Here is a 21,096-nt window from a genome sequence, read left to right as displayed (position 1 = left end):
CCCTTCAGTGGTTAGTCTAAATGCTCCAGGCCTCTTCCTCTTCCTGCTTATGCTCAAGGCTCCGCAGCACACGCGTCCGCAAGTTCTGGAATGCTTCGCTTGTCCGGTCGCGCGGATAAGGCAAAGCAACCGGCACAATCTCTTTAATCCGGCCGGGCCGGGGATCAAGGATGACCACCCGGCTGGCCAGGAATACCGCTTCGTCGATATCATGCGTAACGAACAGCATGGTCGTACGGTTCTGCTGCCAAATCTCCAGCAGCGCTTCCTGCATATGTGCCCGGGTGAAGGCGTCGAGCGCCCCGAACGGCTCGTCGAGCAGCAGCACCTTCGGACTGCGCAGCAGGCTGCGGGCTATGGCTACCCGCTGGGACATGCCTCCCGACAGCTGCTTCGGGTAAGCCTCCTCGAAGCCCTCCAGCTTCACCAGCGAGATCAGCTCCTTCACCCTGGCGCGGACCTCCGGATTCTTCAGCGGCAGGTCGGCGGCAATGTTCTCCTGCACCGTCATCCAGGGGAACAGCCGGTGCTCCTGGAAGATATACCCCCGGGTCTTGGACGGCTTCGTCACCTTCACCCCATCCACCAGCACCTCGCCCTCGATGTCCACCTCAAGCCCGGCCACAATGCGCAGCAGCGTACTTTTGCCGCAGCCGCTGGGGCCGATAATGGAGATGAATTCTCCCGGCTCCACCGCCAGCTGCAGCTTATCAAGAACGGGGATATCGCCCTCCTGCGAGGGGAAGGTCTTGCTCACACCAACAAGCTCAATCAGCGGGTCCATGATCAATCTCCCTTCAGCGCCTCTTCAATCAGACTGTTGTCGACATAATCCGTATAGGTAATTTGCTTCTTGATCAGCTTGGATTCATACAGGAAATCGGCCGATTGCTGCTGAACCGCCGAAATATCCTCTGTAATCGGGGAGAAGGTCAGCTGCAGATTGGCGTTGATGGCCTTAATCAAGCCGACGTCCAGGCTTTTGAGACCCGCGAACAGCTCCGCCGCTTCCTCCGGGTTGGCATTCTGCCATTCGACGGTATCCCCGATGGCTTCCAGCACGGTCTTCACAATTTCGGGATGCTCCTTCAGAAATCCGCTGCGCACCACCAGCGCAATCGGCGCTTTGACGGCCTCCTTCGGGGTGAGCATTACAGCCTGCTTCTGCCCCAAGAGCTGTGTCTTATAAGGATCAATGATGGAGAGGGCATCTACCTGCCCGCTCTGAAGAGCAGAGGCCGCTTCGGCATGCTGCAGATTAATAATGCTGACATCGGACTCCGTGAGGCCGTACTGCCCAAGCAGCTTCACGAAATACACATGGCTGGTTGTTCCCTTGGGCAGTGCAATCTTCTTGCCCTTCAGGTCGCTTACATCCTTAATGCCGCTATCCGGTCTCACGAGAAGCGAGTTCAGCTTGGCGCCTTCGCTGAGCACGCCGATGTTCACAAAAGGCAGCCCCGCCGCCTGGCCTTGCAGCGCAGCTCCGTCGCCCAGAAAGGAGATGTCAGCCCGCTTCGCTGCAATGGACTCCAGCAGTGCCGGTCCGCCGGCGACCTCGCTCCACGAAGCCTTGGCATTGACCTCTGCCAGCAGACCGTCCAGCTTGCCCTGCTCCTTAAGAATACTGAACGTGCTGAGCCCGCTGTTGATCGCCAGATTGACCGTTACCGGCTCACCGCCTCCCGCCGATTCTGCTGCTCCATCCTGTGCCTGCCAGACCCAAACTCCTCCAATCAGCAGTACGGCGGCCACCGCAACACCGATGATCCAGAACCCTTTTTTCTTAGTCATGCTCATGTCTCCCCTTTACTCTCGAATAAAAAACAGCCGAAGACCCACTTCTCCCGTTGACGGAAAAATGCAGGCTCTCCAGCTGTCTGGTCGAGACTAAACTTATTATTACTATTGAATAAGTTGGTTTTAAAGCCAAACAAAATGATTTAATAGTCATTTTGTGGATTGAACTAATACTACAATCGTTGCGGAGGACTGTCAATTCTTTTTTTGCTAAAAACAAGCGCGATAATTGCAGGGCCGCCGTAAAACCATGGAAATAAAAAAAGCCGGGTTATGGCCCCGGCTCCTCACGTACCTCCAATATATCGAGAAAGAAAGCAAAGATCGGAATGCCGAGAATAAGGCCCCAAACACCGATATAATGCTCTGCGAACAGCAGCACGATCAAGGTGTAGAACATCGGCATGTTCATTTTGGACGACATCAGCTTCGGATTGAGGAAGTAGCCCTCGACGAAATGCAGCACCAGAATCATAGCCAGCACATAAATCGTCATTTCCAGCCCGCCGATGTTGTAGCCGATAATGCAGAGCGGGACCAGCGAGACGACGAAGCCGGCTACCGGTATCAGACTAAGCAAGAAGATCATTACAGAAAGAGCGAACAGATACGGGAAGTTGAAGATCCACAGTCCGATCACCGTAAAGAAGGTGTTGAACAATGCGATCAGAATCTGCGCTTCGATTACCTTGCCGAAGGAGGATACGAATTTGCGGCCGAAATATTCCAGCTCGACGTAGAACCACGAAATTTTGCTGTTGCGCATCCGGGAGGTGAAGGCGACGATACGGGTTTTTTCCAGGATAAACACTAGGCTTAAAATGGTGGACAGGACAAACGTGGTGCCCCAATTGCTGATCTTGAAGATGTAATTGATTCCGCCCTGAAGGTAATCCTCGTAATTCAAATCCTTGAGCGTATCGTACACGTATAGTGCGATCTCGTTCTGGGGGATATCTTCGCGGGTAAGATTGGTCAAGAAGGCGGTGAGCTGCTGGACTTGCGTAAATATTCTCGGCAGATATTTCACCAGTGACATGACGATGACGGCAATTAAAGCGAGGTACAAAACAATGATGATCACCTTGCTGTTAACCCTTACAAATTTACCGATCCGCTTCGTTACCAGTACCTGCACGCTGTTCATGACATAGGCGATCAGAAATGTCAGCAGCACCAGATTAAGCATATCGCGGATACCGTAAAGCAGCAGCCCTACCAGCGCCAATATCAGAAAGCGCCGGGCCGTCAAACTTGTGTAAAAACGCTTGAATACTTCCATTGTTCCTCTCCAATCGCTTGCAATTAACGGTTACCTTTATAGTCTACCGTAACGAAATCATTTATAGCAACCGAAACAGTCATTATGCCATGAAAATGAAATTTTTTCCGCCATACTCAGATTTAGCACAGATGGAAGCTGTAATATGCGTAAAAATAGTTTAAAATTAAAGTAATTTCATTTCGCCACTGGGGGTTTCCATCATAATGGACAAAATCATCTGCATTACCGGGGCATCATCGGGTATTGGCCTGGCTGCAGCGCATAAATTTGCCCGGGAGGGCTGGACTGTCTATGCAGGAACAAGGCATCTTGAACGTGATCGAACAACATACGAGGATGAGAGCCGGCTCCATTGGGTAGAGCTCGATGTTACCGATCAGGAAGCTGTACAGTCTGTAGCCGACCGGATAGCCGCAGAGCACGGCGCTTTGGATGTGCTGTTCTGCAATGCAGGCTTCGGCTATGTCCGGGGGCTGGGACAGGTGCCTTTTGCGGAGATCGAGCGCGTCTTTCAGACCAATGTGTACGGCGTGATGCATATGATCCGGGCCATGCTGCCGCTGCTGCGCAATAACGGAAACGGTCATATCATCGCCACCTCCAGCGTAGCCGGGCTGGTCGGACAACCGCTGCTGGAAATCTATTGTGCCAGCAAATTCGCGTTGGAGGGCCTCTTGGAGAGCCTCGCTACCTATTACAAGCCGCTGTTCAATATCGATGTAACTCTGCTGGAGCCCGGAGCCACTGCTTCCGAATTCAACAATAAGGTACTCGACCATCTCGCAGCTACCGGGGGCATTCTGGAGGATGAATACAAGCCGGTGGCGGATGCCTTTATGGCAGCCTTCCTGCAGCGCATTACTGAACCCCAAAGCCTGCTTCCGTCGCGGAGACGGTCTGGAATCTGGTGAATATGGAAACCAAGCCGCTGCGGCTCCGCACGTCCGAGCAGGCCGAACGTCTCGCAGCCCATAAGGTGGGTGATGATCCTACCGGCCTGGAGGGCGTTCTCCAGTCACGGAAGAACTATCTGAACCTGTAATGAGCAACGCAGTGCGCATTAGTCTTTGACAATCTCCCCAAGCTCCTGCTTCAGTATCTCACAATTGTCCCGGTGGTTTCCGGCCATATTGCGCGGGAAAAGACAGCCGTCGGGGAGCCGGTTCATAACCTCCGCGTTTCCATTTGTACATAACTCTCCCTCCTTCTTTAGGATCAGCATTAAGTAAGATAAAAAAGATTGTATCCCGCAAGCCGGATACAATCTTGATGTCGAACAGTTATTATGCGGGGCTCCCTCAGATCCTCTTGTTACCTTTGAACCGGCTCGATGCGGCTGACGCCGCCTGCTGCGGGAACCATCCGCCAGCCGATGGACAGCACCGCCTGAAGACGCTGCTGCTCAGCTTCCGTCAGGGCAATTTCCACCGCTTCCTTGCCTTCTGCCCGCTCCACCTGCGGTTCCCTGCCGAAGGTGACAACGATCCAGCTGCGGATACCACCGATCGTATTGTATTTGATCTGATAACCCTGCGTTACAGCCTGCCGGTAGATTGCCGGCTGTTCTGCTGCCAAGACTGCAAGCTGGCTGTAATCAAAGTGAAAATCGCTGTCGTCCGCCGGTAGCTCCCCGGCTGCCGCAATGTTCAGCAATGCTTCGTCTGTCCACCCCAGTCCCCGGAGGGATTCCAGGAGCAGTGCATCCCACTGCGAGAGCTTTACCTTCTCTACTGCTTCCGTCATGATTTCTAGCCTCCTCTACCCGTAATGATCATTATTCCGATTGTAGCATAATTCCGGATCTATTCCTTAAAATCATAAGCCACATAATGGCCCGGGCTTACCTCCTGCAGCGGAGCGGCTTCACCTTCCCCGCGCGAGACGGAGAAGCCGTCCAGCGCAATCCGTTCCCCGGCTTTGCGCGGATCGGTCTCCAGAATGGAGGACAGCAGCGCCTTGGTATAAGGATGGAGCGGATTGTCGTAGAGCTCGTCGCTCTCCGCCACCTCCACCAGCCGCCCCCCATACATCACACCGATCCGGTCAGATATATGGCGTACCATCGACAGGTCATGGGCGATGAAGAGATAGGTCAGGCCGAATTCCGCCTGGAGGTCCTCCAGCATGTTGACGACCTGGGCCTGGATGGATACATCCAGCGCCGAGATCGGCTCGTCGCAGACGACGAATTCCGGACGGACCGACAGCGCGCGGGCGATGGAAATCCGCTGCCGCTGCCCGCCGCTGAACTCATGCGGGTAACGGTACAGATGCTCCGGCTTCAGCCCGACCTTGGTCAGCAATGCGGCCACGGCATCCTTGCGCTCTGCGCCCTGGTACAGTCCGTGAATCTTCATCGGCTCGCTGATCAGCTCCAGCACATTCAGGCTCGGATTGAGCGAGGAATACGGGTCCTGGAAGATGGATTGAATCCGTCTGCGATAGGGCTTCAGCTGCTTCTCGCCCAGCCCGCCGAGCGGCTGGCCGGCGAAGCGAACCTCGCCGTCCGTGTAATCGTACAGCCGCAGCAGGCAGCGGCCGACCGTAGACTTGCCGCTTCCGGATTCGCCGACCAGCCCGAAGGTCTCGCCCTTGCGGATCTGGAAGCTGACACCGTCCACCGCCTTCAGCACGGAGGTGTCGCGGCCGCGCATATCCTTGCCCTTGGAGAAGTACTTCTTGAGATTCTGCACTTCGACCAGCACATTGTTGTTGTCGCTCATTTCGCGTCACTCCCTTCACTGGCGGCCGCAGCCGTCTCCGGCTGCTCTACGGCCAGCCAGCACATCGTACGGTGGCCCGGCGCAAGCTCGGTTACCGGAGGCAGCGAGGCGCAGCGGGCATGCGCCTGCGGGCAGCGCTCCATGAACGGGCAGCCCGGCGGCGGATTCAGCAGATCGGGCGGCGTGCCTTCAATCGGCACGAGCCGCTCACGCGAGCCGCCGCCGCGCTTCGGCAGCGAGCGCAGCAGCCCGGTGGTGTACGGATGCTGCGGGCGGTAGAAGATATCCTCTACCGTGCCTTCCTCCATGATCAGCCCGCCGTACATCACGACGACCCGGGTGCAGACCTGGGCAACCACGCCGAGATCATGTGTAATCAGCGCCACGGCCGTCTGCGTGTTTCCCTTCAGCTCCTTGAACAGGTCGAGGATCTGGGCCTGAATTGTCGCATCGAGCGCCGTCGTCGGCTCGTCGGCGATCAGCAGCTCCGGCTTGCAGGACAGCGCCATGGCGATCATGACCCGCTGGCGCATCCCGCCGCTGAATTCATGCGGATATTGCTTCAGCCGCTGCTCCGCGTCGCGGATACCCACCTGGCGCAGCAGCTCTGCGGCCTCGGCATAGGCCGCGTCCTTCTTGAGTCCGCGGTGCCTGCGGATGACCTCCGTCAGCTGCTGGCCGATGGTCTTGACCGGATTCAGCGAGGTCATCGGGTCCTGGAAGACCATCGCGATCCGGTTGCCGCGCAGCTTCCGCCATTCCCTCTCGGAGAGCCCGTTCAGGCTCTGGCCATTGAACCGGATCTCTCCGGAGGTAATGCGGCCCGGCGGTGCAATCAGCGACATAATCGCTTTGGCCGTAACGCTCTTGCCGCTGCCCGATTCGCCGACAATGCCCAGCGTCTCTCCGGCATCGATATGAAAGCTGACCCCGCGAACCGCCTGGTTCTCGCCTTCGCGGGCAGCGAATGAAACCTTTAAATCCTGAACGGTCAGTAGCCGCTGTGTCATGATGTCCACTCCTATCTCCGGTTCAGCTTCGGTTCAAAGCCGACCCGCAAAATATCACCCAGCACATTGAAGCTCAGCACGGTCAGCAGAATGAGCAGACCCGGGAAGAGCGCCAGATACGGCGCCTGGGCGATGTAGCCCTGGGCGCTGTTGAGCATGCTGCCCCAGGTGGCGTTCGGCGGCTGTACCCCGAAGCCGAGAAAGCTCAGCGACGATTCCATCATGATCGCCGAGGCGATATTGTTGGTGGCCCCGACGATGATGACCGGCACCAGGCCGGGCAGAATATGCCGCCAGATGATGCCGCGGGCACTCTGTCCCGAGGCCTTGGCGTACAGTACGTATTCGCGCTCCTTCAGGGTGAGCGTCTCCGCCCGGATGATCCGGGCGATGTTCATCCACATCAGGAGGGCGATAATCAGAATGATATTGCCGACGCTCGGCTTCAGGAACACGCTGAGCAGCAGCAGGATCAGAAATGACGGAATAGAGGTAATTACATCGATCATCCGCATCAGCAGGCTGTCGATCCAGCCGCCGAAATAACCGCTGATCACGCCGATCAGCACTCCGATGCCGGTGGCAATCACCATGGCGGCGAAGCCGACCAGCAGCGAGACGCGGCCGCCGTACAGCGCCCGGGACAGATAATCCCGGCCATAATCGTCGGTGCCGAACCAGTGTTCAGCACCCGGCGGCGTCAGCCGGGCCATGGCGTCCATCACATTCGGGTCGCGCCCGGTCAGAAAGGCGAATACAGCCCCCAGTGTAAACACGGCGAGAAGTACCACTGCGGCAATACCCATGCCGCTTGTAAACAGCTCGTTCCGTACATTTATCCATTTACTGCGATTCATGAGTTCACCCCTTCAGTTTAATCCGCGGGTCTACAAAGCTGTAGAGTATATCCGCAATCAGATTGCCCAGTATCAGCATCAGCGAAGAGAACAGCGTGATGCCCATAATAAGCGGATAGTCCATGCCTTTGACGGCCGTCATCCCGAGCGACCCGATCCCGGGCCAGGAGAAGACGGTCTCCGTCACAATTGCACCTGCCACCAGGTCGCCCATGGACATGCCGAGCAGCGTGATCACCGGCAGCAGCACATGCTTCAGGACATGGCGGAACAGAATCGTCGATTTCCTGGAGCCGAAGGCGTACTGAATCTGCACATACTCCTCCTTCAGCTGGCCGATGGTGCTGGAACGGATATACCGCACATAGCTCGCCAGAAAGCCGAACGCCAGCACCGTGCAGGGCAGAATTCCATGCTTCACGACATCCCAGGCCGACTCTACGCCGATGGTGCGCATGCCCATGCTCGGCAGCAGATGCAGCTTGATCGCGAACAGGTACATCAGCAGAATAGCCAGCCAGAACAGCGGAACCGATATCCCGATGTAAGCGACCAGGTTAATTAATTTATCCGCCCAGCGGTTGCGGTTCGCACCGGCAATCAGCCCGAGCGGAATCGCCAGCAATACGGCGAGCGCAATCGCGCTCCCCATCAGTCCGGCAGTGGCCGGCAGGCGGTCCAGGATCTGGTCCAGCACCGGCTGGTGGTTGACCAGGGAATAGCCGAAATCGCCTTGCAGAATCTCCTTTAGCCACAGGAAGTACTGCACATAGGCCGGCTTGTCGAGGCCCAGGTTATGGCGGATGCGTTCGATATCGTCGGCATGCATATTGGGCGTCACGAAAGAAAGCACCGGATCTCCCGGAGCCAGCTTAATCATGGCAAAGCAGACGACCGATACGAAGAACAGCATCGGCACCGTCTGCAGTAATCTCCGAACGATGAGTTGTCTCATACGCGAATTCTCCCAGCTTCTTGATCAGGCAAAAATAAGCTGGACCCGCCAGCTTATCCTTGCCGTGCTTATTTGGTTTAACGGTTATTTCAGGTAGAGCTTGGACAGGTCTTCAAAAATAACGACCGGCTTCAATACCGCCTCTTCGATACCGCCGTATTGATTGGATACCGCTACGACTGTCTTGGTGTAGGCAATCGGGTAGATCGGTGCATCCTCGGCAATGATCTGCTGGGCTTTGGTGTAAATTTCGCCACGCTTGGCCGGATCGGCTTCACCTGCACCGTCATTCAGCAGCTGATCCACTTCGCTGTTCGCATAACGTGTGTAGTTGGAGGAAGCGCCGGTTGTGAACAGGATGCGGTAGGCATCCGGGTCATAGCCCATGATGTAACCGGTCAGTGCCAGTTCATAGTCAGTTGCGTTCAGGTCAATGAACTTCTGCACCCATGCGGAGGAATCCATGCTCTGCAGCTCGACTTCCACACCGATTTCCTTCAGCTTCTGCTGAACATACAGGGAAATGGCTTCCTGTGCTTTGTTGCCGCTCTGCACGATAAATCTCAGCTTCAGGTTGCTTTCGCCTGCGGCCGCCAGCATTTCCTTGGCTTTGGCCGGATCATTGTCGAAGCTGGTAACATCATTCGTATGATACAGCGCGTCCGGAGTCAGGAAGGACTTGGCCGGATCGGCATATTCGGTCGAAGTGTACGCCGTCTGGATGATCTCGTCGCGGCTCAGCGCCAGGGACAGCGCTTGACGGACTTCCTTCTTGGCGAGGGCACCGGTGTCGCTGCCTGCATTAAACATCAGGTAAGACAGACGGCCTTCGCTGTACGGCAGAATTTCAAAATTGTTCGTTGCTTCAATAGTAGCTACATCCTTCGGATCAAGGTACTGCACGTTGATTTCGCCGTTCTGCAGGGCGAGGTTCGCTGCATTGGTATCCTTGGCAATCCGGTAAGTGACGGAATCCAGATGCGGCTTGCCGCCGAAGTAGTTGTCAAAGCGTTCCAGCGTCACATACTCGCCTGCTTTGTACTCTTTGAACTTGAACGGACCGGAGCCTACAGGCGCGGCGTTCTTGGTGCTTTTCTCAATGTCGGCTTCGTTCTCAAAGACATGCTTTGGAATCGGGAATACCTGAACCAGTGTGGCTTCAAACGCCGGCGCAACCTGCGGCAGCTTGAATTCCACCGTCAGATCGTCAACCTTGGTCGCTGTGATGGCCTTGTCGCCGATCAGGAAGTTTGCTCTCAGGAAGCTGTTTTGCTTCTCGTCGAGGATGCTGTCGATGGTGAACACCACGTCGTCAGCCGTCAGCTTCTCGCCGTCATGCCAGGTCAGTCCGTCCTTCAGCCTCAATGTATAAGTCAGATTATCCTCGGAAGGAGTCAGGCTTTCCGCCAGATAGTATGTCTTCTCTCCGTTATTCACCTGGAACAGCGGCGCGTACAGCGCCTGGTCAATGGTCAGGCTGACGCGGTCGCCGGCATAGTTCGGATTCAGGACTACCGGATCACTGGCAACGCCGATGATCAGATTCCCTCCGTCCTTCGGCCCTTCGCTGGCAGCAGGCTGCTGCGATTCCGCCGGAGTTTCGCTTGTATTCGGTGCGCCCGCGTTGTTGTTGCCGGAGCAAGCGCTGATCATTACCGCCAATAATACTAACATGACTACCCCTGAAAATCCTTTGCGCATGTCTCTCTCTCCTTTATGACTGTCTATGTGAGTTTTATCACTGTTTCTGAATTATATATCGGAATACTAGGAATTACAATGCAATCTTTTTTTCAAAAATGTAACTTGCAGGAAGCGGTATTTTCAGAACGCTACACGGAAGTGCCCCACACCTTCACTTCCTTCATTATATCTCCGCGTCTGAGCGCTTCCACATGCTCCATCCCCTCTGTCACCTGTCCGAACACCGTATGCCAGGCGTCCAGATAATCAAAGGTATCATAGCAGATGAAAAACTGGCAGCTGCCGGTATTCGGCCCGAAATGGGCCATCGACAAGGCTCCGCGTACATGCCTGTGCGGATTGTTCTGCGTCTCGCAGCGGATCTTCCCCGTACCGCCGCGTCCGTTGCCGTCCGGGCAGCCTCCCTGGGCCACAAAGCCGCGCACCACACGCTGGAACTTCAGACCGTTATAGAAGCCGCTGTTCGCCAATTTCTCGAAGTTGGCCACGGTGCCCGGGGCCTCCTCATCATAAAGCTCAAGCCGGATGATGCCGCCCCGTTCCAATGTAATTGAAGCCTGCTTCATCTTCTGGCCTCCCCTGAATCTCCGGTCCGTGCCGGTGCTCCAATCCGCACCACTGTCTTGGCGGCCTGCTCCGGTGCGTAAATCTCCTCTACGTCCTCGTCTCTCAGCGGCCGGCTGGCTCCCGTCTCCGTGTCGAACCAGCTTACCTCGGCACGCGGGTTCATCGCCAGCAGAATGTCGATAAGCTGCTGTACTTTCAGCGGCGCTTGTTCCATGAAGCCACTCCTCTCTAAGGTGTGTAATGGGTATCTCTGATAGCGGTATTGTACACCAGCCCCCCTTCCGGAGACCAACCCATATATTTCCTCGCGCTTTTTCAAAAAATAAGGGTTAGTCTATTCCCTCTCAAAATATATTGAATACATATAATTCATATCCGTAATTGTGAATCCAAGGGGATGTTCTATTCATGTTGACCCTGCAAGGAAGTGAGGAGCGGTGAAGAGAACACCGAAGCGTGTGCTGCTGGGCAGTCCGATTCATCAAAAGCCGCAGATTCTGCGCGAATTTCTGGGCTCGCTACGGCGGCTGCACCGCGATAACTTCACGCTGGATTTCTATTTCATTGATGACAATGACGATGAGGCGTCCAGCCTGCTGCTCCGGGAGTTCGCGGACCAGGAGCCGTCCGTCTTCCTCCAATCCTCCGGCGTCCGTGACGCTTATATCCGCAACGACACTACCCATTACTGGCATTCGGCGCTGATCTGGAAGGTGGCCGGCTTCAAGAATCTGATGATTCGCCGCGCCGAGGTCTTTGAATACGACTACCTGTTCCTGATCGACTCGGACCTGCTGCTGCATCCGGGTACCGTGAGCCACCTGATCCGCATGGACCGGGATATCGTCTCGGAGATTTTCTGGACGCAGTGGCAGCCGAATACCATGCTCCAGCCGCAGGTCTGGATGCATGATGAGTACAATCAGTGGGAATTGCTCCCCGGAGAGCAGCTCAGCCAGGAGGAAATTAACCGCCGGTTTCATGAATTTCTGAACAAGCTGCAGCATCCCGGTGTCTATGAAGTAGGCGGCCTGGGTGCCTGTACCCTGATCAGCCGCCGGGCTATTCTCTCCGGAGCCAGCTTCGACCCGGTCAAGAATATCTCCTATTGGGGCGAGGACCGTCATTTCTGCATCCGCGCCGCCGCACTCGGCATCCCGCTCTATGTCGACACCCATTATCCGGCGCTGCACCTGTACCGGGACAGCGATCTGGCCAAGGTCGACGATTATCTGCGGCTGACCTCGCCGCAGGCGCGAAGCGAAGGAACCGCGTGGGCTGCGGGCGAGGACGCTGCCCGGATGTGGGACGCTGAGGATGCGGAGGGCGCGGGTGACCGTGCACGGGAAGATAAGCTTGCGGACGATAGTCTCGGGGACCAGAGTACGGGGAGTGGCGCTGCAGAGGAACCCCTGCCAGCCGATGCAGCCATTGCACCCGGGCCCGCTGCCGTGCAGCCGCAGGAAGGCAATACCTCCCCGCATGAGGGGGCGCTGCCGGATGAACCAAGCTTCACGCAAGCAGCCAGCGGGACACCCCCCGGCAGGCGCCCCAAGCTAACGCTGAGCATGATCGTCAGGAATGAAGGCGGACGCTTCCTGCAGCAGGTGCTGCGCGAGCACCGCAAATACATTGATGAGGCCGTCATTATCGACGACGGCAGCACCGATGATACGGCAGAGATTTGCCGCCGCGAGCTGGAAGGCATCCCGCTGCGGCTGGTGCAGAACACCGTCTCCAAATTCAGCAACGAGGCGGAGCTGCGCAAGCAGCAGTGGGATGAGACGCTGAAGAGCCGGCCGGAGTGGATACTCAGCCTCGATGCCGATGAGCTGTTCGAGAAGAGCTTTGCTGCGGAAGTCGAGACCCTGCTCCGCGAAGAGTCCTGCGATTTATTCTGCTTCCGGCTGTACGATTTCTGGGATGATGAGCATTACCGTGAGGATGTCTTCTGGCAGGCCCATCAGAGCTACCGCCCGTTCCTGATCCGCTACCGGGAGGATTTCGGCTACACCTGGAACAACCTCCCGCAGCACTGCGGGCGGCTGCCGGAGAATATTTTCGAGCTCCCCCATCAGCTCAGCAATCTGCGGATCAAGCACCTGGGCTGGTCGCGGCCGGAATACCGGCTGGATAAATACCTGCGCTATATGCTGCTAGACCCCGATGCGCAGTACGGCTGGAAGGAACAATACGAATCCATCCTCGACCAGAATCCCCGTCTCGTGCCGTGGGATGAATAAGCTTATTACGGCAACAAGCGTCCTGCGGCCTGCCGGCCCCGGACGCTTGTTGTATTTGCATGGCTCTAAAATTTACGTGTTCAAGGAGCAGTAATCTGTCACGGCAATCCTCGGCACCCTATCCGGCTGCTAACTTGGCACTGCGGTGTTCAGCTTCCAGCGGCAGATCATCGTCAGCTGCTCTCCGTGCAGTTCCGCTGCAAGCGTGCCGCCCATCTTGTTCATCAGACTTTTGGCAATGGAGAGACCGAGTCCCGAGGATTGGGCGGATCTTGTCCGGTCTGCGGTATAGAAGCGGTCAAACAACAGACTGACGTCGCTTCCGGCCAACGCCTGCGCATCGTTTACTATCGTCAATACGGCTGTCTCCTGCTGCTCTGCAAAGCTGATATTCACCTGGCCGCCCGCATGTTTAACCGTGTTAATCAGCAGATTCTCGATCACTCTCCGCACGGCCGACTCGTCGGTGTATAGGAACACATTCTCCTCCGGCAGCCGTATCTCCGGCGTGATGCCCTTTTCATTAAAGGCATCGTAGAATCCTACCAGAATGTCGGAGAGCAGCGCGGTCATGCCAAGCTTTTCAGTTTGCAGAGGATAATCCAGCGACTCAATGACGGATAGCTCGAAGAAATCGTTCAAGAGCGCCTGCAGCCGCCGCGCCCGGTTTTTGACATAAGCGACGTATTCCCGTTTCTCCTCCGGCGTAATCGACTCCGCCTCAAGCAACTGAATATAGCCCAGGATCGAGGTCAGCGGAGTACGGATATCATGGGAGATGTTCGCAACCGCCTGCCGGAATTCATGCTCGATCCGTTTGCGCCGGGCCTCCGCTTCGACGACTAACCCGGATTGGCGGTTGATTTGTTCCGCGAGCGCCTCAAGCCGCCCGTCGAATAAAGCGACGTCGATGTGTTTGCCCGTTGTCCGGTCGTTGTAAAGACGCAGCTGCTCCGTCATCCGCTCCAGCTCCCGTCTTAGCATCCACAGCCGGGTGAGCAGAAGAGCCGCTGCCGCAAACAGTATAATGATTAGAACAAGCAGCACCTCTTGCCCACCCCTCTATTATTTGATCTCTTTCCGGCGGAAGGCCAGGATTCCCAAAATTGCCGACAGGGCAATAGTCCCCAGGGGCACCAGCAGGAACGCCGGCCACTCTCCGCTGTCAATTCCAGGCTTGCCGATCTCAATGGACAGCTTGAAGATGGAATAGTCATGCAGCTCGGCGAAGAATGGAATTTTCCTGCCTACAGCAACCCAGAGCGTGTCCGTCAGCATAAAGAAGGCTAATAAAAAAATGATTGTCTTGTCGCTGTCGGTAAAGATTACGGCGAACAAGGCCCCCATCGCCGCAAAGGCGGCCGAATATAATAGGGTCAGTCCCAGAGCACGGGGGATCAGCAGTGCAGCACCGCCCTCCGGCAGTTGGCCGAAGCCTGCCAGCAGCGTCGTTTCTGTCATGCCGACGACCGGAAAGACCAGCGAAGCCGCCATTGCACCCGCTGCGAATACGATCAGCTTGGCCGTGAACAATCGCCATCTGGCGTTCCCCGATGAGGCGATGGTCTTCATGACACCCGAGGAGTATTCCGTGCAGATAAAGAATCCGGCCAGCATCGCCACGCTGAATTTGAGGACATGCGAATTGCTTGCGATAAAATTAACGAAGAATTCGGCACCTGTCATCTGCGGCGTGCCGCTCGCCCGGCTATCGAAATAATATAATAACGGATAGGCAAGCGAGAGGATGGTGAGTGTACACAGCAGCGTCCAGAACGCCCCGTTCTTGCGGAGCTTGAACAGCTCCCCTTTGATCAGGTTATACATGCGGATGCCCTCCGATCCGCTTCGTGTAATAGCTCTCCAAATCTTCGCCCATAGGCATAAACTTCTCGATTACGAGCCCTGCGGAAAAGAGCGCCGTCGATACCCTGCCCGGATCTTCCATACGGCTGAACAGCTTGATGGCCCCGTCCTGCATCACTTCGAAATCCGCCGTGTCCAGTTCTTTCTGAATGACGGCCGCCGCCCTATCGGGATGATCCGCCTTGATGAGCAGATACTGCTGGCATTTGCTGTTCAATTCCTCAGCCGTGAGCTGTTCCAGCAGCCGGCCGCGGTGAATAATGCCGTAATGGCTGGCCACTAGATGCAGCTCACTCAGGATATGGCTGGAGATCAGTATCGTAATGCCCAGCTCACGGTTCAGCCGTCTGAGCAGCTCGCGAATTTCCACAACGCCCACCGGGTCCAGCCCATTGATCGGCTCGTCCAGCATCAGAAACTCCGGATCGCCCAGCAGAGCGATTCCCAAACCCAGGCGCTGTTTCATGCCGAGCGAGAAATTTCTGGCCTTTTTCCGCTGAGCCCCCTCCAGACCAACCTGCTTCAGCATCCGGTTCACGCAATCCTTGCCGGGAATGCCGCGCAGAATCCGGTTTGCTTCCAGGTTCTCGGCAGCAGTCATATGGGGGAACAGGGCGGGGCTTTCAATCATGGATCCGACCCGCTTCCGCGCCTCGGTCAATGCCTGCTCTCCGCTGGCTCCGAACAGCTCAACCGTCCCCCCGCTCGGATAAGCAAGGCCGGCCACCATACGGATGAGTGTTGATTTGCCGGCCCCGTTCTGCCCGATAAAGCCATAGATGGAGCCTTTGGCGATCGACAAATTGACTTTATCCAGCGCCGTATGGCCTTTGAAATGCTTGGACAGCTGATTCGTTCTTAATACATATTCTTGCATCCTCGTCTTGGCCTCCTTTACGCGATAGACCAAGTATAGAAACCAAACCATAAGAAGAGCTAAAGGCAAACCTTAAGAATGTCTTAAGGCTTGAGCCGGTAGCCCATGCCCCATACCGTCTCGATAAATTCGCTCCCGGGGGCGGCCTTGGCAAGCTTGCTGCGCAGATTGCTCATATGAACGTTGACCGTATTGTCATCTCCGTAGAATGGTTCGCCCCATACTTTTTCGTACAGATTGGCTTTCGTAAATACCTTGCTCGGGGCCGACAGGAGCAGCGAGAGAATGTCGAACTCCCGGGCGGTTAACGTCAATTCGCTCCCCTCCGCCGTAACCGCCATGGCATCCTGGTCAAGCACTAGTCCCTTATGCTGCAGCACCTTGGACAATGCCAATGCCGGCTGGGCGATGCGTGCATACAGCCGCAGATGGGAATCGATTCGCGCTGAGACTTCCTCGACATCGAACGGCTTGGTGATGAAATCATCCGCACCGCCGCGCAGGGCAGCCACCTTGGTCTGCGGCTCGCCCTTGGCCGAAATGATGAGAATCGGCAGATTCTCCCGCCCGGCCATTTTCTGCAGCAGCTCTTCGCCCGTCATCCCGGGCAGCATCAGATCGAGCAGCAGCATACTCCACGGGCGCTGCTCCAGATAAAGCAGGGCCTCTGTCCCCGAATAAGCAGGCTGGGGAATATAGCCGCTCTTTCTGATAATGCTGCACAGCAGCCGGCTGATATCGCTGTCGTCTTCGGCAACGAGAATATGTATGGGGTTGTTCATCGTATCTCCTCTGATTTCCGCAGGTATTTCCGTTATTTGGATTATGGCCATTCTATCATAGCAGATCGAGGCAGGAAACGGGGAGAAGCAGTCAGCTGTTCCCGGTCGATATTCTGTCCGTAAGCAGCGCCATTGGGCCTCTCATACAAAAATAGCGGCTGCCCTGTCTGTAAGATGGACAGGATAGCCGCTTTGGTTACAGGGATGCCTCCGCCGCACCGGCTGCCTCCGGCTTAGCGATGACAACGTCGAGCCGGCCTTCGCGCTCGCGGACCTCCAGCACCGCGCCTTCATCGGCATCGCCGGCGATTAACGCTCTGGCCACCGGCGTCTCCAGGCTGCGCTGAATGAACCGCTTCAGCGGCCGGGCGCCGTACACCGGATCGAAGCCCTCGCGGGCGATAAAGCGCACCGCCGACTCTTCCAGGTGCAGACCTACGCCGCGCCCGGCAAGCCGCGTCCGCAGACCGTCCACCAGCTTGACGACGATTTGCTCAATTTCGCCCAGGCTGAGCGGCTTGAACATGACAATATCGTCCACCCGATTCAGGAACTCGGGACGGAAATGGCCGGTCAGCTCCTTCATGACGCGGTCCCTGACGGCCTCAGTCAGCTCGCCGTTGTCATCAGTGCCTTGAATAAGATGCGGCGAGCCGATATTCGAGGTCATGATGACTATCGTATTCTTGAAATCGACAATCCGGCCCTGCGAGTCGGTCAGGCGGCCGTCATCAAGCAGCTGCAGCAGGATGTTGAACACATCCGGGTGAGCCTTCTCCACCTCGTCCAGCAGCACGACGGTGTACGGCTGGCGGCGCACCGCTTCGGTCAGCTGGCCGCCTTCCTCATAGCCGACGTAGCCGGGAGGCGCCCCCACCAGGCGGGATACGCTGTGCTTCTCCATGTACTCCGACATGTCGATGCGGATCATGCCGTCTTCGCGGTCGAATAGCGACACGGCCAGCGCCTTCGCCAGCTCAGTCTTACCGACGCCGGTCGGGCCAAGGAACAGGAAGGAGCCGATCGGCCGGTTCGGGTCCTTGATGCCCGCCCGCGCCCGCAGCACGGCATCGGCTACCAGCGACACGGCCTCATCCTGGCCGACCACCCGCCGGTGCAGCGTCTCTTCCAGCCGCAGCAGCTTGTCGCGTTCGCCTTCCACCAGGCGGGTGACCGGAATACCGGTCCAGCGGGATACGATGTCGGCGATCTCCTCCTCGGTTACGGCCTCACGCAGCAGCCGCCCCTCCTGATCCTGCTCCGCCGCTTCCTCGGCTGCCTTCAGCTGCCGCTCCAGATCGGGAATGATGCCATAGCTCAGCTCGGCCGACTTGTTCAGATCATATTCCTCCTGGGCGTCCACCAGGTCCTTGCGGGCTTGCTCCAATCGCTTCTGCAGCTCGCGGATACCCTGGATTACTGATTTCTCCTTCTCCCAGCGGGCCGTCATCTCCAGATGCTTCTCCTTCAGATCAGCAAGCTCCCGCTGCAGCGCCTCAAGCCGCCGTGCGCTGGCATCGTCTGTCTCCTTCTTCAGCGCGGCCTCCTCAATCTCCATCTGCATCAAGCGGCGGGTCACTTCATCCATCTCGCCCGGCATGGAATCAATCTCCGTACGGATCATCGCACAGGCCTCGTCGACAAGGTCAATCGCTTTATCCGGAAGGAAGCGGTCGGTAATGTACCGGTTTGACAGTACGCCCGCGGCCACCAGCGCGCTGTCATGGATTTTGACGCCATGATGCACTTCGAACCGTTCCTTCAGCCCGCGCAGAATCGAAATTGTATCCTCGACATCCGGCTCGCTGACCAGCACCTGCTGGAAGCGGCGTTCCAGCGCCGGGTCCTTCTCGATATACTTGCGGTATTCATCCAGCGTCGTCGCTCCGATACAATGCAGCTCGCCGCGCGCCAGCATCGGCTTAAGCATATTGCCGGCATCCATAGCCCCCTCCGTCTTGCCCGCGCCGACAATGGTATGCAGCTCGTCGATGAACAGGATGATCCGGCCGTTGCTTTCACGGATTTCTTTTAATACGGCCTGCAGCCGCTCCTCAAATTCCCCGCGGTATTTGGCGCCTGCAACGAGCGCACTCATATCCAGCGAAAAAATCGTCTTGTCCTTCAGCCCCTCCGGCACGTCCCTGCGCACAATCCGGTGCGCCAGCCCTTCCACGATAGCCGTCTTGCCGACGCCCGGCTCACCGATCAGCACCGGGTTGTTCTTCGTCTTGCGGGAAAGAATGCGGATGACGCGGCGAATCTCCCCGTCACGGCCGATCACGGGATCAATCTTGCCTGCCCGCACCTCGGCGACCAGATCGCGTCCGTACTTCTCCAGCACCTCATAGGTCGCTTCCGGCTCACGGCTTGTGACCCGCTGGTGGCCGCGGATGTCTGCGAGCACCTTCAGCAGCTTATCGCGGGTAACGCCGCGGCTTGTGAACAGTCCCCGCAGCTCCCGGTTGCCGCTGCCGGAGTCCGAAACCATTGCCAGTACGGCATGCTCGACGGCGACGAATTCATCGTGCATCTGCGCCGCCTCCCGCTCGGCCTGCTCCAGCACCTCAAGCAGCGCCTGCGAGGCATAGCGCCGCATCGTACCGGTGCCGCTGACCCTGGCTTTGCGCGCAAGCAGCGCTTCAGTGTCCTGGAGCAGCTCCCCGGCCGGAATATCCAGCTTCTGTAGCAGTCGCGGCAGCAAGCCCTCCTGCTGCAGAAGCAGCGCCTTCAGGAGATGGAGATGGTCGATCTCCTGATGTCCGCTTGCCGCAGCAAGGGATTGCGCCTCCGCCACAGCCTCCTGCAGCTTTTGCGTTAATTTGTTGAAATCCATATCGCTTCACCTCTCCATATCCATCCATTGATTCATCTTAATCTGCTGTCCATATATTACCCCATTGCGGCTTTCCGGTGCTGCATACCCGCTGCTTGCCGTTTCGACCGGCCTGGAAGCCGCTTTCCGCCGCCAGCCCTTCCCGGAGCTTCCATCCCAATTCATTCTTCCCATCCGTCTTCGCAAAAAAGCGCATCATAGCGTGTGTCCCACTACAATGCGCCTTATATAAAAAGTCCGGCCAATCCGCCGCCCTGGCGGGAATCAAAGAGCCTCAGGCATGGCCATGCCGCAAAGCAGGAGTTCCCTGGCTTCTGCCGAACCGCCCGGACTTGGGCTCATTATTTCAATTCGCCGCCGGATGATCCGCCATCCTCAATCTCAATCCGTTTGCCCTGCGGCTTTTGCCGTTTCGGCACTTCCAGCTTGAGCAGCCCGTCCTTCAGTGAAGCACGTATTCCCTCTTCGGCAATATCCTGCACATAGAACCGGCGCACATATTCTCCGTAACGGCGCTCTCTGCGCACCACCTGATGCTTCTCGTTCTCTTCGCTCTGATCCTCATTCCGTACAGCCTTGATCGTCAGATAAGGAGCACTGTAATCGATGCTGATCTCTTCTTTGCTGAAGCCGGGAAGCTCGGCCTCAATCAGGTAAGTCTGCTCGCTTTCATGGATGTCCGTCCGGAAGGAAAGAACTCCGCTTTTGATCGGTGCAAAGAAATCATCATTAAACATGTCATTGAAGGATTTCGCCAGCAGACCGAAAGCATCTTCTCTGTTGCGTTTACCAAATGGGACCAAATCAAACATCTTGCATTCTCCTCTCTTTGACTTTGACTATATTTGACCTATGGCTTTATTATAGTCTCCCATGTCCAGGATGACAAAACCGGTATAAGCCGAAAAACCGGAAAAATCCGGCGTTTCGGCTACATTAGGCTGGCATATTTTAGTGTTTCTAAATTTTTGACCTTTTTTGACCTTTATTTAACCTTCCGACAGATAACGCTCCCGGTACTCATGCTCCAGCATGCTCATTGTAATACAGTCATGGTATTCGTGGTTGAAATAGAGCGTGTGCCGCCGCACTCCCTCTTTCACAAACCCGATGCTCTCGTAGACGTGCATGGCCCGGTTGTTATAGGTGTATACCTCTAGTTCAATCCGGTGCAGATTCAGAATCCCAAAGCCGTAATCGAGCATCAGCAGCAGCGCTTCTCTGCCATATCCCTTGCCTTGGTGCCGCTCGTCCCCGATGGCAATCCGGATATTGGCCGTACGGTTATTCCGGTCGATATCCTGAATGGCGATGTCACCGATAACCTCATCGTTCCCGCCTAGCGCAATCAGCAGCAGCACCGAGCTGTCGTCTCCCGCTTTGCGGGCGATATAATCGGCGATTTGTTCCTTGGTAATATGTCTTTGCGTGCCGGTCAGCCGCCGTGTCTCCGGTTCGTAGAACATATGGTAGTAAAGCTCGGCGTCGTCACCGTTCAGTGGACGCAGGTATACCTGCTGCCCCGTTAATAATGCTGAATGTCTGTTCATCGTTATCCTCTCCTGTCGCTTTCGATAGCCTTATCATAAGA

At 56.5% G+C, this 21,096-nt stretch carries 22 protein-coding genes; 3 read left to right on the top strand and 19 right to left on the bottom strand.

From position 1 onward, the window contains the following. Nucleotides 1-16: 16 nt before the first annotated feature. From F1379_RS18340 to F1379_RS18330, 3 genes are all read right to left on the bottom strand, one after another. Nucleotides 17-784 carry an ABC transporter ATP-binding protein gene (locus F1379_RS18340; protein ID WP_150272462.1) on the bottom strand — a complete coding sequence of 256 codons (768 nt, stop codon included), beginning with the start codon at nucleotides 782-784 and terminating at the stop codon, nucleotides 17-19. A gap of 2 nt (nucleotides 785-786) precedes the next feature. Continuing rightward, a complete protein-coding gene (locus F1379_RS18335; protein ID WP_162551205.1) occupies nucleotides 787-1,794 on the bottom strand; it encodes an aliphatic sulfonate ABC transporter substrate-binding protein in 1,008 nt (335 codons plus the stop codon). Between the two features lie 277 nt (nucleotides 1,795-2,071). After that, nucleotides 2,072-3,082 (bottom strand): AI-2E family transporter, encoded by a 1,011-nt coding sequence (locus tag F1379_RS18330; RefSeq protein WP_150272457.1) that lies wholly within the window; start codon nucleotides 3,080-3,082, stop codon nucleotides 2,072-2,074. 206 nt (nucleotides 3,083-3,288) lie between these two features. Between F1379_RS18330 and F1379_RS18325 the strand changes: the two genes are divergently transcribed. Then, entirely contained in the window at nucleotides 3,289-3,996 is a 708-nt protein-coding gene (locus F1379_RS18325) for an SDR family oxidoreductase (RefSeq protein WP_239004725.1), read from the top strand. Between the two features lie 2 nt (nucleotides 3,997-3,998). Beyond that, nucleotides 3,999-4,127 (top strand): hypothetical protein, encoded by a 129-nt coding sequence (locus F1379_RS30545; RefSeq protein WP_275262557.1) that lies wholly within the window; start codon nucleotides 3,999-4,001, stop codon nucleotides 4,125-4,127. Between the two features lie 269 nt (nucleotides 4,128-4,396). On the opposite strand, the gene F1379_RS18320 is transcribed toward F1379_RS30545, so the two are convergent. From F1379_RS18320 to F1379_RS18285, 8 genes are all read right to left on the bottom strand, one after another. Then, nucleotides 4,397-4,828, bottom strand: a complete 432-nt coding sequence (locus F1379_RS18320) for a hypothetical protein (RefSeq protein WP_150272455.1) — start codon at nucleotides 4,826-4,828, stop codon at nucleotides 4,397-4,399. 59 nt (nucleotides 4,829-4,887) lie between these two features. Then, on the bottom strand, nucleotides 4,888-5,808 hold the full coding sequence (locus F1379_RS18315) for an ABC transporter ATP-binding protein (protein ID WP_150272453.1): 921 nt from the start codon (nucleotides 5,806-5,808) through the stop codon (nucleotides 4,888-4,890). Then, nucleotides 5,805-6,818 carry an ABC transporter ATP-binding protein gene (locus F1379_RS18310; protein ID WP_150272450.1) on the bottom strand — a complete coding sequence of 338 codons (1,014 nt, stop codon included), beginning with the start codon at nucleotides 6,816-6,818 and terminating at the stop codon, nucleotides 5,805-5,807. The genes F1379_RS18315 and F1379_RS18310 overlap by 4 nt, the downstream gene beginning before the upstream one ends. Before the next feature lie 11 nt (nucleotides 6,819-6,829). Beyond that, entirely contained in the window at nucleotides 6,830-7,675 is an 846-nt protein-coding gene (locus F1379_RS18305; protein ID WP_150272448.1) for an ABC transporter permease, read from the bottom strand. A gap of 4 nt (nucleotides 7,676-7,679) precedes the next feature. Next, nucleotides 7,680-8,630 (bottom strand): ABC transporter permease, encoded by a 951-nt coding sequence (locus F1379_RS18300; RefSeq protein ID WP_150272446.1) that lies wholly within the window; start codon nucleotides 8,628-8,630, stop codon nucleotides 7,680-7,682. Between the two features lie 84 nt (nucleotides 8,631-8,714). Further along, on the bottom strand, nucleotides 8,715-10,331 hold the full coding sequence (locus tag F1379_RS18295) for an ABC transporter substrate-binding protein (RefSeq protein ID WP_150272444.1): 1,617 nt from the start codon (nucleotides 10,329-10,331) through the stop codon (nucleotides 8,715-8,717). Between the two features lie 131 nt (nucleotides 10,332-10,462). Then, a complete protein-coding gene (locus tag F1379_RS18290) occupies nucleotides 10,463-10,900 on the bottom strand; it encodes a peptidylprolyl isomerase (RefSeq protein WP_150272443.1) in 438 nt (145 codons plus the stop codon). Further along, entirely contained in the window at nucleotides 10,897-11,115 is a 219-nt protein-coding gene (locus F1379_RS18285; RefSeq protein ID WP_150272441.1) for a hypothetical protein, read from the bottom strand. The genes F1379_RS18290 and F1379_RS18285 overlap by 4 nt, the downstream gene beginning before the upstream one ends. A 223-nt stretch (nucleotides 11,116-11,338) precedes the next feature. On the opposite strand from F1379_RS18285, the gene F1379_RS30340 reads away from it, so the two are divergent. Continuing rightward, complete coding sequence (locus F1379_RS30340) at nucleotides 11,339-13,144, top strand: glycosyltransferase family 2 protein (protein ID WP_239004724.1); 1,806 nt, start codon at nucleotides 11,339-11,341, stop codon at nucleotides 13,142-13,144. 129 nt (nucleotides 13,145-13,273) lie between these two features. Here the strand turns inward: F1379_RS30340 and F1379_RS18275 are convergent, their stop codons facing one another. From F1379_RS18275 to F1379_RS18245, 8 genes are all read right to left on the bottom strand, one after another. Further along, nucleotides 13,274-14,191 carry a sensor histidine kinase gene (locus F1379_RS18275; protein ID WP_239004723.1) on the bottom strand — a complete coding sequence of 306 codons (918 nt, stop codon included), beginning with the start codon at nucleotides 14,189-14,191 and terminating at the stop codon, nucleotides 13,274-13,276. Between the two features lie 18 nt (nucleotides 14,192-14,209). After that, the gene (locus F1379_RS18270) at nucleotides 14,210-14,971 is read right to left on the bottom strand and encodes an ABC transporter permease (protein WP_150272439.1); all 762 of its coding nucleotides are present in this window, start codon (nucleotides 14,969-14,971) and stop codon (nucleotides 14,210-14,212) included. Continuing rightward, nucleotides 14,964-15,887, bottom strand: coding sequence for an ATP-binding cassette domain-containing protein (locus tag F1379_RS18265; protein WP_150272437.1), 924 nt, complete (start codon nucleotides 15,885-15,887; stop codon nucleotides 14,964-14,966). Before F1379_RS18265 ends, F1379_RS18270 begins: the two co-directional genes overlap by 8 nt. 83 nt (nucleotides 15,888-15,970) lie before the next feature. Further along, nucleotides 15,971-16,669: a response regulator transcription factor gene (locus tag F1379_RS18260; protein ID WP_150272435.1), complete on the bottom strand. Its 699-nt coding sequence runs from the start codon at nucleotides 16,667-16,669 to the stop codon at nucleotides 15,971-15,973. Nucleotides 16,670-16,865: 196 nt separating this feature from the next. Continuing rightward, nucleotides 16,866-19,505 carry an ATP-dependent chaperone ClpB gene (gene clpB / locus F1379_RS18255; protein ID WP_150272433.1) on the bottom strand — a complete coding sequence of 880 codons (2,640 nt, stop codon included), beginning with the start codon at nucleotides 19,503-19,505 and terminating at the stop codon, nucleotides 16,866-16,868. A gap of 37 nt (nucleotides 19,506-19,542) precedes the next feature. Then, a complete protein-coding gene (locus tag F1379_RS29795) occupies nucleotides 19,543-19,704 on the bottom strand; it encodes a hypothetical protein (RefSeq protein ID WP_162551204.1) in 162 nt (53 codons plus the stop codon). Nucleotides 19,705-19,846: 142 nt separating this feature from the next. Next, nucleotides 19,847-20,317: an Hsp20/alpha crystallin family protein gene (locus tag F1379_RS18250; RefSeq protein WP_150272431.1), complete on the bottom strand. Its 471-nt coding sequence runs from the start codon at nucleotides 20,315-20,317 to the stop codon at nucleotides 19,847-19,849. 177 nt (nucleotides 20,318-20,494) lie between these two features. After that, nucleotides 20,495-21,055 carry a GNAT family N-acetyltransferase gene (locus tag F1379_RS18245; protein ID WP_150272428.1) on the bottom strand — a complete coding sequence of 187 codons (561 nt, stop codon included), beginning with the start codon at nucleotides 21,053-21,055 and terminating at the stop codon, nucleotides 20,495-20,497. Between the last annotated feature and the right edge of the window lie 41 nt (nucleotides 21,056-21,096).

The organism is Paenibacillus tepidiphilus (assembly GCF_008635795.1).
Classification (GTDB): Bacteria; Bacillota; Bacilli; order Paenibacillales; family Paenibacillaceae; genus Paenibacillus_AQ; species Paenibacillus_AQ tepidiphilus.
Note: the sequence above shows the minus strand (reverse complement) of the source record. Positions and strands in the feature narration are given on the sequence as shown.

Coding starts and splice junctions, on each gene's coding strand:
- F1379_RS18340 (WP_150272462.1), bottom strand. CDS start 784: ATGGACCCGCTGATTGAGCTTGTTGGTGTGAGCAAGACCTTCCCCTCG.
- F1379_RS18335 (WP_162551205.1), bottom strand. CDS start 1,794: ATGACTAAGAAAAAAGGGTTCTGGATCATCGGTGTTGCGGTGGCCGCC.
- F1379_RS18330 (WP_150272457.1), bottom strand. CDS start 3,082: ATGGAAGTATTCAAGCGTTTTTACACAAGTTTGACGGCCCGGCGCTTT.
- F1379_RS18325 (WP_239004725.1), top strand. CDS start 3,289: ATGGACAAAATCATCTGCATTACCGGGGCATCATCGGGTATTGGCCTG.
- F1379_RS30545 (WP_275262557.1), top strand. CDS start 3,999: ATGGAAACCAAGCCGCTGCGGCTCCGCACGTCCGAGCAGGCCGAACGT.
- F1379_RS18320 (WP_150272455.1), bottom strand. CDS start 4,828: ATGACGGAAGCAGTAGAGAAGGTAAAGCTCTCGCAGTGGGATGCACTG.
- F1379_RS18315 (WP_150272453.1), bottom strand. CDS start 5,808: ATGAGCGACAACAACAATGTGCTGGTCGAAGTGCAGAATCTCAAGAAG.
- F1379_RS18310 (WP_150272450.1), bottom strand. CDS start 6,818: ATGACACAGCGGCTACTGACCGTTCAGGATTTAAAGGTTTCATTCGCT.
- F1379_RS18305 (WP_150272448.1), bottom strand. CDS start 7,675: ATGAATCGCAGTAAATGGATAAATGTACGGAACGAGCTGTTTACAAGC.
- F1379_RS18300 (WP_150272446.1), bottom strand. CDS start 8,630: ATGAGACAACTCATCGTTCGGAGATTACTGCAGACGGTGCCGATGCTG.
- F1379_RS18295 (WP_150272444.1), bottom strand. CDS start 10,331: ATGCGCAAAGGATTTTCAGGGGTAGTCATGTTAGTATTATTGGCGGTA.
- F1379_RS18290 (WP_150272443.1), bottom strand. CDS start 10,900: ATGAAGCAGGCTTCAATTACATTGGAACGGGGCGGCATCATCCGGCTT.
- F1379_RS18285 (WP_150272441.1), bottom strand. CDS start 11,115: ATGGAACAAGCGCCGCTGAAAGTACAGCAGCTTATCGACATTCTGCTG.
- F1379_RS18270 (WP_150272439.1), bottom strand. CDS start 14,971: ATGTATAACCTGATCAAAGGGGAGCTGTTCAAGCTCCGCAAGAACGGG.
- F1379_RS18265 (WP_150272437.1), bottom strand. CDS start 15,887: ATGCAAGAATATGTATTAAGAACGAATCAGCTGTCCAAGCATTTCAAA.
- F1379_RS18260 (WP_150272435.1), bottom strand. CDS start 16,669: ATGAACAACCCCATACATATTCTCGTTGCCGAAGACGACAGCGATATC.
- clpB (WP_150272433.1), bottom strand. CDS start 19,505: ATGGATTTCAACAAATTAACGCAAAAGCTGCAGGAGGCTGTGGCGGAG.
- F1379_RS29795 (WP_162551204.1), bottom strand. CDS start 19,704: ATGATGCGCTTTTTTGCGAAGACGGATGGGAAGAATGAATTGGGATGG.
- F1379_RS18250 (WP_150272431.1), bottom strand. CDS start 20,317: ATGTTTGATTTGGTCCCATTTGGTAAACGCAACAGAGAAGATGCTTTC.
- F1379_RS18245 (WP_150272428.1), bottom strand. CDS start 21,055: ATGAACAGACATTCAGCATTATTAACGGGGCAGCAGGTATACCTGCGT.